This window comes from Pseudomonas sp. REP124, from assembly GCF_020164475.1.
Taxonomy (GTDB): Bacteria; Pseudomonadota; Gammaproteobacteria; order Pseudomonadales; family Pseudomonadaceae; genus Aquipseudomonas.
Genome location: NZ_JAIQWX010000217.1, coordinates 1 through 7,949, shown reverse-complemented (window position 1 = coordinate 7,949; position 7,949 = coordinate 1). Strand labels below are relative to the sequence as shown.

At 62.8% G+C, this 7,949-nt stretch carries 7 protein-coding genes; all 7 read left to right on the top strand.

The features are described from left to right. Positions 1 to 60: 60 nt before the first annotated feature. The 7 genes from K9857_RS28765 (at position 61) to K9857_RS28735 (ending at position 7,908) form a co-directional block, all read left to right on the top strand. Positions 61 to 909, top strand: coding sequence for a polysaccharide deacetylase family protein (locus tag K9857_RS28765; RefSeq protein WP_224541716.1), 849 nt, complete (start codon positions 61 to 63; stop codon positions 907 to 909). Then, complete coding sequence (locus K9857_RS28760) at positions 902 to 1,789, top strand: polysaccharide deacetylase family protein (RefSeq protein WP_224541714.1); 888 nt, start codon at positions 902 to 904, stop codon at positions 1,787 to 1,789. The genes K9857_RS28765 and K9857_RS28760 overlap by 8 nt, the downstream gene beginning before the upstream one ends. Then, positions 1,786 to 3,135: an MmgE/PrpD family protein gene (locus tag K9857_RS28755; protein ID WP_224541712.1), complete on the top strand. Its 1,350-nt coding sequence runs from the start codon at positions 1,786 to 1,788 to the stop codon at positions 3,133 to 3,135. Before K9857_RS28760 ends, K9857_RS28755 begins: the two co-directional genes overlap by 4 nt. A gap of 177 nt (positions 3,136 to 3,312) precedes the next feature. Beyond that, positions 3,313 to 4,491 (top strand): MFS transporter, encoded by a 1,179-nt coding sequence (locus K9857_RS28750; RefSeq protein ID WP_224541709.1) that lies wholly within the window; start codon positions 3,313 to 3,315, stop codon positions 4,489 to 4,491. A gap of 161 nt (positions 4,492 to 4,652) precedes the next feature. Beyond that, complete coding sequence (locus K9857_RS28745) at positions 4,653 to 5,363, top strand: HPP family protein (RefSeq protein WP_224541707.1); 711 nt, start codon at positions 4,653 to 4,655, stop codon at positions 5,361 to 5,363. Positions 5,364 to 5,646: 283 nt separating this feature from the next. After that, positions 5,647 to 6,753 carry an enoyl-CoA hydratase/isomerase family protein gene (locus K9857_RS28740; protein WP_224541705.1) on the top strand — a complete coding sequence of 369 codons (1,107 nt, stop codon included), beginning with the start codon at positions 5,647 to 5,649 and terminating at the stop codon, positions 6,751 to 6,753. 3 nt (positions 6,754 to 6,756) lie between these two features. After that, positions 6,757 to 7,908, top strand: coding sequence for an acyl-CoA dehydrogenase family protein (locus tag K9857_RS28735; protein WP_224541703.1), 1,152 nt, complete (start codon positions 6,757 to 6,759; stop codon positions 7,906 to 7,908). Positions 7,909 to 7,949 lie beyond the last annotated feature (41 nt).

The following is a 7,949-nucleotide window of genomic DNA, read 5'->3' as shown; positions in this document are numbered from 1 at the left end:
GCGAGCAGGCTCGCTCCCACAGGGATTGTGTTTGGCCAATCAGAACGCTGGAGCACCACGATGTCCTCCTCACTCAAACCCACCTGGCCCGACAACCACAAGGCCTGTCTTGCCCTGGCCTTCGACCTCGATGGCCCCACGGGCGATGCCATGCTCAACGGTTCGATCTGGCACAAGCCCGAGTACTTCGGCTTCGGCGGTTACGGCCCCTATCGGGCACTGCCGCGGATCCTCGATCTGCTCGACGAATTCCGCTTGCCGACCACCTTCTTCGTCCCCGCGTGGGTGGTGGAGAACTGGCCGAAACAGTGCCAGGCGATTGTCGAGCGCGGGCATGAGGTGGCGTATCACGGGTACAAACACGAATCCTTTTACGCCCTGACGCTGGATCAGCAGAAGGACGTGATGCAGCGTTGCCGCGAGGTGTTCTGGAAACACCTGAACATCCGCGCCGAAGGCTTTCGCACCCCGTCCGGCGACTGGCGCGCCGAGACCCCGGCCATGTTGGTGGAAGCCGGCGTGACCTACTCCAGCAGCATGCGCGGCGATGACCGGCCCTATCTGGTCAACGTGCCGGGCCACGCCACGCCGCTGGTGGAAATCCCCGGTCGCTGGGAGATGGATGACTACGCCTCCATCGCCTACACCCGCGCGCCGGACTTCCCTTCAGGACTGGACCGTACGGCCAGCTACGAACTGACGCTGGACAACTGGTGTCGCGAATACGACGGTGCCATGGACGAAGGCCTGTGCCTGACCACCCTGTTCCATCCCAAGATCACCGGCAAACCGGGGCGCATCCTGCTGCTGGAAAAACTCTTCGAACACATGCGCCAACGGGACGACGTCTGGTTCGCCACCTGCCGCGACGTTGCCCACTGGTGGCTGAAGGAGCATCACCATGGCTGAGTTCACCACCTGGCCCAAGGGCTACCGCTGCGCCGTGGTACTGACCGTCGACTACAACGACATCCACGGCATTCTCACCCAGGCGCCGGAAGTCGCCGGGCGTGACAAGACGCTGTCGGTCTGGCGCTACGGCACCCAGCGCGGCGTCGAGCGTTTGCTCGGGCTATTCAGGGAACTGGGCGTGCGCAGCAGCTGGTTCGTCCCGGGCATCGTCGCCGAGGAAAACCCCGAACACCTGCGAGCGATCCAGGCTGACGGCCATGAAATCGCCTGTGCAGGCTATCGTCACCAGAACTACGACAACCTTGACCTGGCGCAGCAGACCGCTGAAATCGCCCGTGGCTGCGAAGCCTTGCGAGCGCTGACCGGCCAACGCCCTGTCGGTTTTCGCATTCCCGCTGGCAACGGTGCGCCCGGTTTCATTGAGGCGTTGCGCAATCAGGCCATTAGCTGGTCGTCCTCGTGGCGCGGCGATGATTTGCCGTTCGCTCACCCGACCGCCCCCGAGGTGATCGAGCTGCCGCTGCACTACGAACTGGAAGACGAACCCTACTTCGCCTTCAACCTCAGCCCGGCGGTGCCACCGGCCCAATCGCGGATCGCCTCCTACAGCCACACCCTGGGCAACCTCCAGATGGACTTCGCCGGGTTTCATCGTTTCGGCCTGTGCTACGTGCTGCGCCTGCACCCGGAAATCATCGCCACGCCGGGACGCATCGGCGTGTTGCGCGAGCTGCTCGAAGGTATCCGGCAGCGCGATGACGTGTGGATCGCCACCGGAGCTGAAGTCGCGCAATGGTGGGCGGAATCCGCGGCGCCGGTGAGCGAGGATCATCCGGCGTCGGTGTATGAGCGGCACTACCGGGATTACCTCCTATGACCGAACGGATGCAACGGCTGGCGCAGTTTTGCGTCGAGACCCGGTTCGAGGATTTGCCGTCAACGCTGGTGGCGCAAGCCAAGCGACATATTCTCGACACCTTTGGTGCAACCCTGGCCGGCGCTGACAGCAGCGTGGCGCTGCAGGCACGCCGGGTGTTCGAGGGCGACGTCGGTGAGGCCTTGGTCTGGGGCACCGACCTGCGACTCGGCGCGGCCCAGGCGGCCTTGCTCAACGGTGTCGCCGCCCACGCGCTGGAGCTGGACGACACCGGTGGCTGCGATCATTCCGGCGCCGTGGTGTTGCCGGCGGTCATGGCCGCGGTGTCGCTGGCCGGGCAACCGGTGAACGGACGCGAGTTCATCACTGCCGTGGTGATTGGCTACGAGATCGGCCGTCGGGTCCTCGAAGCCTGTGGCAGTTATTCAGCCCACAACGGTGCCGGCTGGCACTCCACCGCCACCTGCGGCGTGTTCGGCGCAGCGGCGGCCAGCGCACGAATCCTGGGTTTGAACGCTGAACAGATGCTCGCCACACTCGGTATCGCCGGCAGTTTCAGCGGTGGTTTGTGGGCCTTCATCCACGATGGCTCGCAAAGCAAAAAACTGCACAGTGGTCGCGCGGCCGAGGGCGGCTTGCTGGCGGCGCGGTTTGCCGGGCAAGGCGTCACCGGCCCGTCGAAACTGTTCGACGATGTCTGGGGAGGTTTTCTCAGGACCCTGGCCCCGCAGACCGCTCAACCCGAAGCGCTGGATGCCGATCTGGGGACGGTGTGGAAACTCGCCCGCTGCTCGATCAAGCCCCACGCCTCATGCCGAGGCACTCACTCGGCCATCGATGCCCTGGGTTTGTTGCTTGCGCAATTGCAGGTCGGCGCCGATCAGGTCGAGGATATCCATGTGTCGTTGTGCGGGTTTCTGAAGGACATGTGCGGCAGCCAGGATGTCAGTACCCTGGCGGCGTCCCAGATGAGCCTGCCCTACGCACTCGCCGCGCGGTTGGTGCATGGCCATTGCCGGCTCGAGGCTTATGACGAGGCGCAGCGCGACGATCCGCGAATTGCTCGCTGGCTGTCGCGCATTCGTCTTGAAGTGGATCCGCAACTGTCAGAGGATGGCGAGCCGGTGGTCAGTGTGCGGACCGTGGACGGTCGGCTGGCCAGCCTGTGTGTCGATCCACCCCTGGGAGCGCCGGGCAATCCGTTGAGTGACGGGGCGCTGGAAGAGAAGTTCTACAGCCTGGCGACGCGGGTGATCTCGCGGCAGCAGGCGACGGGGTTGGTCGAGCAGTTGTGGCGGCTGGAAGCGCTGGAGTCGGTTGATGGGCTGGAACGGTGGCTGGGTTGAGTCATTTGTTGGTTGATCCGGCCTCTTCGCGAGCAAGCCCGCTCCCACATTGGATCTGCAGTGCTCACAAATATTGTGTTCACTCCAGCCTCCTGTGGGAGCGGGCTTGCTCGCGAATGGCCGCAACTCGGTACATCGTCGAACACTACACATCTGAATAAGGACATTTGCCCCACCGTGTTCAATTACTCGCTCGTTATCCGCCGCCTGATGATCGTCTCTCTGACCATCGTTGTCAGCCGTGCCATCAGCAGTCCCTTGCTCACGCTGTTCCTGAGCAACAAGCTGGGCCTCAACCATCAGGACGTCGGTCTGCTGCTGGGGATTGCGGTGTTCATCGCCACCCTGCTCGCGCTGTATGGCGGCTACATCATCGATCGCCTGGAAAAGCGCCGGCTGTTGATCCTGACGATGCTGTCCAGCGCGATTGGCTTCGTGCTGCTGACCTTCGCCGAAAACCTGTACCTGACCACCCTCACCCTGATCATCACCGAAACCGCGTCGGCGCTGTTTCTCATCGGTTCCAAGGCGATCCTCAGCGAAAACCTGCCCATCGGCCAGCGCGCCAAGGCGTTTTCCATACGCTACACCTTGACCAACATCGGCTACGCCACCGGCCCCATGCTCGGCGTGACCATCGCCGGCTACTATCCGATTGCGCCGTTCCTGATTGCCGGCGCCATCGCGTTCTTCAGTATCTTCCTGATGGTCGGGATTCCCAGGGACTCGGCGCCGACGCCGGTCATTGGCCAGCCGCAGAGTTTCCTCAAGACCCTGGTGACCCTGAAGAACGACCGCACCCTGATCATGTTCACCTGCGGCTGCCTGCTCAGCACGGTGGTCCACGGGCGATTCACCCTGTACCTGTCGCAATACCTGCTGGTGACCAATGACGACAAACACGCCCTGGACATCATGGCCGCCCTGCTTGCCTGCAACGCCATTGCGGTGATCCTGTTGCAGTACCAGTTCGGTCGTTTCATCACCCGGGAAAAACTGCGCTACTGGATCGCCGGTGGCACCACCCTGTTCATCATCGGCCTGATCGGCTTCAGCTTCGCCGACAGCATGGTCAGTTGGTGCGTGGCGATGTTCATCTTCACCCTCGGCGAAATGATCATCTATCCGTCCGAATTCCTCTTCGTCGACACACTGGCCCCGGAGGAACTGCGCGGCAGCTATTACGGCGCGCAGAACCTCGCGGCCCTCGGTGGCGCCGCCAGCCCAGTCCTTTGCGGGTACCTACTGATGCACACGCCCGCACCGACGATGTTCTATGCTTTGAGCGCCCTGACGGCGATGGGGGGATTGCTGTGTTTCCTCAGCGGTCGACGAGTCGCTTTGCATCAGAATTAATGAACTGAAGCTTCATTAATATGAATTTGTCAGTAACACCTGATGTCGGCAAACTATCGTCGTTCCTCCCCCAATAGTTGGAACACCTTCAAGGGCTTTCTGGGTATTCCCGGCAAGCCTTTTTTTTACCTCGTTTTTTTGTCTACGGAACGGTTTTCATCATGCTCGCTCGCTGGTTGCCTGCCGCTATCAATACCCGCCCCACCGAATGGAGCCGTGCCGCCATCGGCATGGCCATCGGCACCCTGGCCAGTGTCTGGATCTGCAGTCTGGTGTTCGGCGTCGAGGCGGCGCAGCACCTGATCGGTCCGCTGGGGGCGTCGGCAGTGCTGCTGTTTGCGGTGTCTTCCGGTGCGCTGGCGCAGCCTTGGTCGATTGTCGGCGGCTATCTGTGCGCCGGGGTGATGGGGTTGCTGGCGGCCCATGTGCTCGGTCGTACCCTGGGCAGCGCCTGTCTGGCGGCGGGCATGGCGGTGGTTCTGATGTGCTGGCTGCGTTGCCTGCATCCTCCTGCGGGCGCGGTGGCGGCGACCACGGTGCTGGCCGATCCTGTGACAGTCTCGATGGACTGGATGGCGCTGGGGCCGGTGATGCTCAGCGCGTTGGTGATGGTGCTGTGCGCGGTGGCCTACAACAACCTGACGCGCATCCGTTATCCCAAGCGCCCGGCCGAGCCGGTGCCGATGGTGCCCGCCGATCATCCGCCGATCGACAGTCAGGCGATCACGGTCGATGACCTGAAACTGGCTTTGGCAGACATGGAGGCCTTTATCGATGTCACGCCTGAGGACCTGGAACAGCTGATCCATACCAGCGAGCTGTACGCCAAGCGGCGCAGCATCGGCGAAGTGCTCAGCCACGCCAGCGCCTGATCGCCTCTTCTTCTGTGGGAGCGAGCCTGCTCGCGATGGAAGCCGCAACAACGCGGGACATCAGATAGCCCGCGTTATCGTTGACTACCATCGCGAGCAGGCTCGCTCCCACAGAGAGCACAGGAAGCACCTGTGACCACAGTGCTGCCAGTGAGCACTTTGCAAAAACGCAGACAGCACCTGCACATATCCCCGTTGTACATCACAAATTTGCACTGTTACGATCCTGCAACGCTCGCGCGCGAGCTTCTTTATAAAGAACAATAAAAGCAGGGAGTTACTGATGACTGCTCAGGTTACTTCTCCGGGCAACCGGCCCATGGATGCCACGCAGAACGACGTGCTGGCCGAAGTCCGCAACCACATCGGTCACCTGACCCTCAACCGCCCCGCCGGCCTTAATGCCCTGACCCTCGATATGGTTCGCCACCTGCAACGCCAGCTCGACGCCTGGGCGCAGGATCCCCAAGTGCACGCCGTTGTCCTGCGCGGCGCCGGCGAAAAAGCCTTCTGCGCCGGTGGCGACATTCGCTCGCTGCACGACAGTTTCAAAAGCGGCGACACCCTGCACGTGGATTTCTTCGTCGAGGAATATGCCCTCGATATCGCCATTCACCACTACCGCAAACCTGTCCTCGCGCTGATGGACGGCTTCGTCCTGGGCGGCGGCATGGGTCTGGTGCAAGGCGCCGATCTGCGGGTGGTCACCGAAAAGAGCCGGCTGGCGATGCCGGAAGTCGGCATCGGCTACTTCCCGGACGTCGGCGGCAGCTACTTCCTGCCACGGGTGCCGGGCGAACTGGGGATTTATCTCGGGGTGAGCGGCGTGCAGATCCGCGCTGCCGATGCCCTGTATTGCGGCCTGGCCGACTGGTATCTGGACAGCGGCAAGCTGGCCACGCTGGACGAGAAACTCGACCAGCTGCAATGGCACGACACCCCGCTCAAAGACCTTCAGAGCCTGTTGGCGACCCTCGCCGTGCAGCAACTGCCCGACGCTCCGCTCGAGACGCTGCGCCCGGCCATCGACCACTTCTTCGCCTTGCCCGACGTGCCGAGTATTGTTGAGCAACTGCGCGAAGTGACCGTCGCCGACAGTCACGAGTGGGCCACGACCACCGCCGACCTGCTGGCCACCCGCTCGCCCGTGGCTATGGCGGTCACTTTGGAAATGCTCCGTCGCGGCCGCCACCTGAGCCTCGAACAATGCTTCGCCCTTGAGCTGCACCTGGACCGCCAGTGGTTCGAGCGCGGCGACCTGATCGAAGGCGTGCGCGCCTTGCTGATCGACAAAGACAAGAACCCGCGCTGGAATCCGCCGACCCTGCAGGCGCTGGACGCCGCACACGTGGCGAGTTTTTTCACCGGGTTTGACCAGAGCGGGAACTGAGCCATGCACGATATCGAACTGAGCGAAGAGCAAATCATGATCCGCGACATGGCCCGGGATTTTGCCCGTGGCGAGATCGCGCCAAACGCCCAGGCCTGGGAAAAGGCCGGCTGGATCGACGACGCCCTGGTGGCGAAGATGGGTGAGTTGGGTCTGCTGGGCATGGTGGTTCCCGAAGAATGGGGCGGCACCTATGTCGATTACGTCGCCTACGCACTGGCCGTGGAAGAGATCTCCGCTGGTGATGGCGCCACCGGCGCGTTCATGAGCATCCACAACTCCGTGGGCTGCGGGCCGGTACTCAACTACGGCAGCGAAGAACAGAAACAGACCTGGCTGGCGGACCTTGCCAGCGGCCAGACCATCGGCTGCTTCTGCCTGACCGAGCCCCAGGCCGGTTCCGAAGCGCACAACCTGCGCACCCGCGCCGAACTGCGCGACGGCCAGTGGGTGATCAACGGCGCCAAGCAGTTCGTCAGCAACGGCAAGCGGGCCAAGCTGGCCATCGTCTTTGCCGTGACCGATCCGGATTTGGGCAAGCGCGGCATCTCGGCGTTCCTGGTGCCTACCGATACCGCTGGTTTCATCGTCGACCGCACCGAACACAAGATGGGCATCCGCGCGTCGGACACCTGCGCCGTCACCCTGAACAACTGCACCATCCCCGAAGCCAACCTGCTGGGTGAACGCGGCAAAGGCCTGGCCATTGCCCTGTCCAACCTCGAAGGCGGCCGCATCGGCATCGCCGCCCAGGCCCTGGGCATCGCCCGCGCCGCGTTCGAAGCGGCGCTGGCCTACTCCCGCGACCGCGTGCAGTTCGCCAAACCGATCATCGAGCACCAGAGCGTGGCCAATATGCTGGCGGACATGCAGATGCAGATCAACGCCGCCCGCCTGCTGATCCTGCATGCCGCACGTCTGCGCAGTGCTGGCAAACCGTGCCTGTCGGAAGCGTCCCAGGCCAAATTGTTCGCATCGGAAATGGCCGAGAAGGTCTGCTCCTCGGCGATTCAGATTCATGGCGGGTATGGCTATCTGGAAGATTATCCGGTGGAGAAGTACTACCGGGATGCGCGGATTACGCAGATCTATGAAGGGTCGAGCGAGATTCAGCGGATGGTGATTGCGCGGGAATTGAAGAACTACCTGGTGTGAAGCATTAAAAGCTTCGCGGGCAAGCCTCGCTCCTACAGGTC

Excerpts from the sequence above, each read along its gene's own strand:
- K9857_RS28740 (WP_224541705.1), top strand. The coding sequence starts at position 5,647 with ATGACTGCTCAGGTTACTTCTCCGGGCAACCGGCCCATGGATGCCACG.
- K9857_RS28760 (WP_224541714.1), top strand. The coding sequence starts at position 902 with ATGGCTGAGTTCACCACCTGGCCCAAGGGCTACCGCTGCGCCGTGGTA.
- K9857_RS28735 (WP_224541703.1), top strand. The coding sequence starts at position 6,757 with ATGCACGATATCGAACTGAGCGAAGAGCAAATCATGATCCGCGACATG.
- K9857_RS28765 (WP_224541716.1), top strand. The coding sequence starts at position 61 with ATGTCCTCCTCACTCAAACCCACCTGGCCCGACAACCACAAGGCCTGT.
- K9857_RS28745 (WP_224541707.1), top strand. The coding sequence starts at position 4,653 with ATGCTCGCTCGCTGGTTGCCTGCCGCTATCAATACCCGCCCCACCGAA.
- K9857_RS28755 (WP_224541712.1), top strand. The coding sequence starts at position 1,786 with ATGACCGAACGGATGCAACGGCTGGCGCAGTTTTGCGTCGAGACCCGG.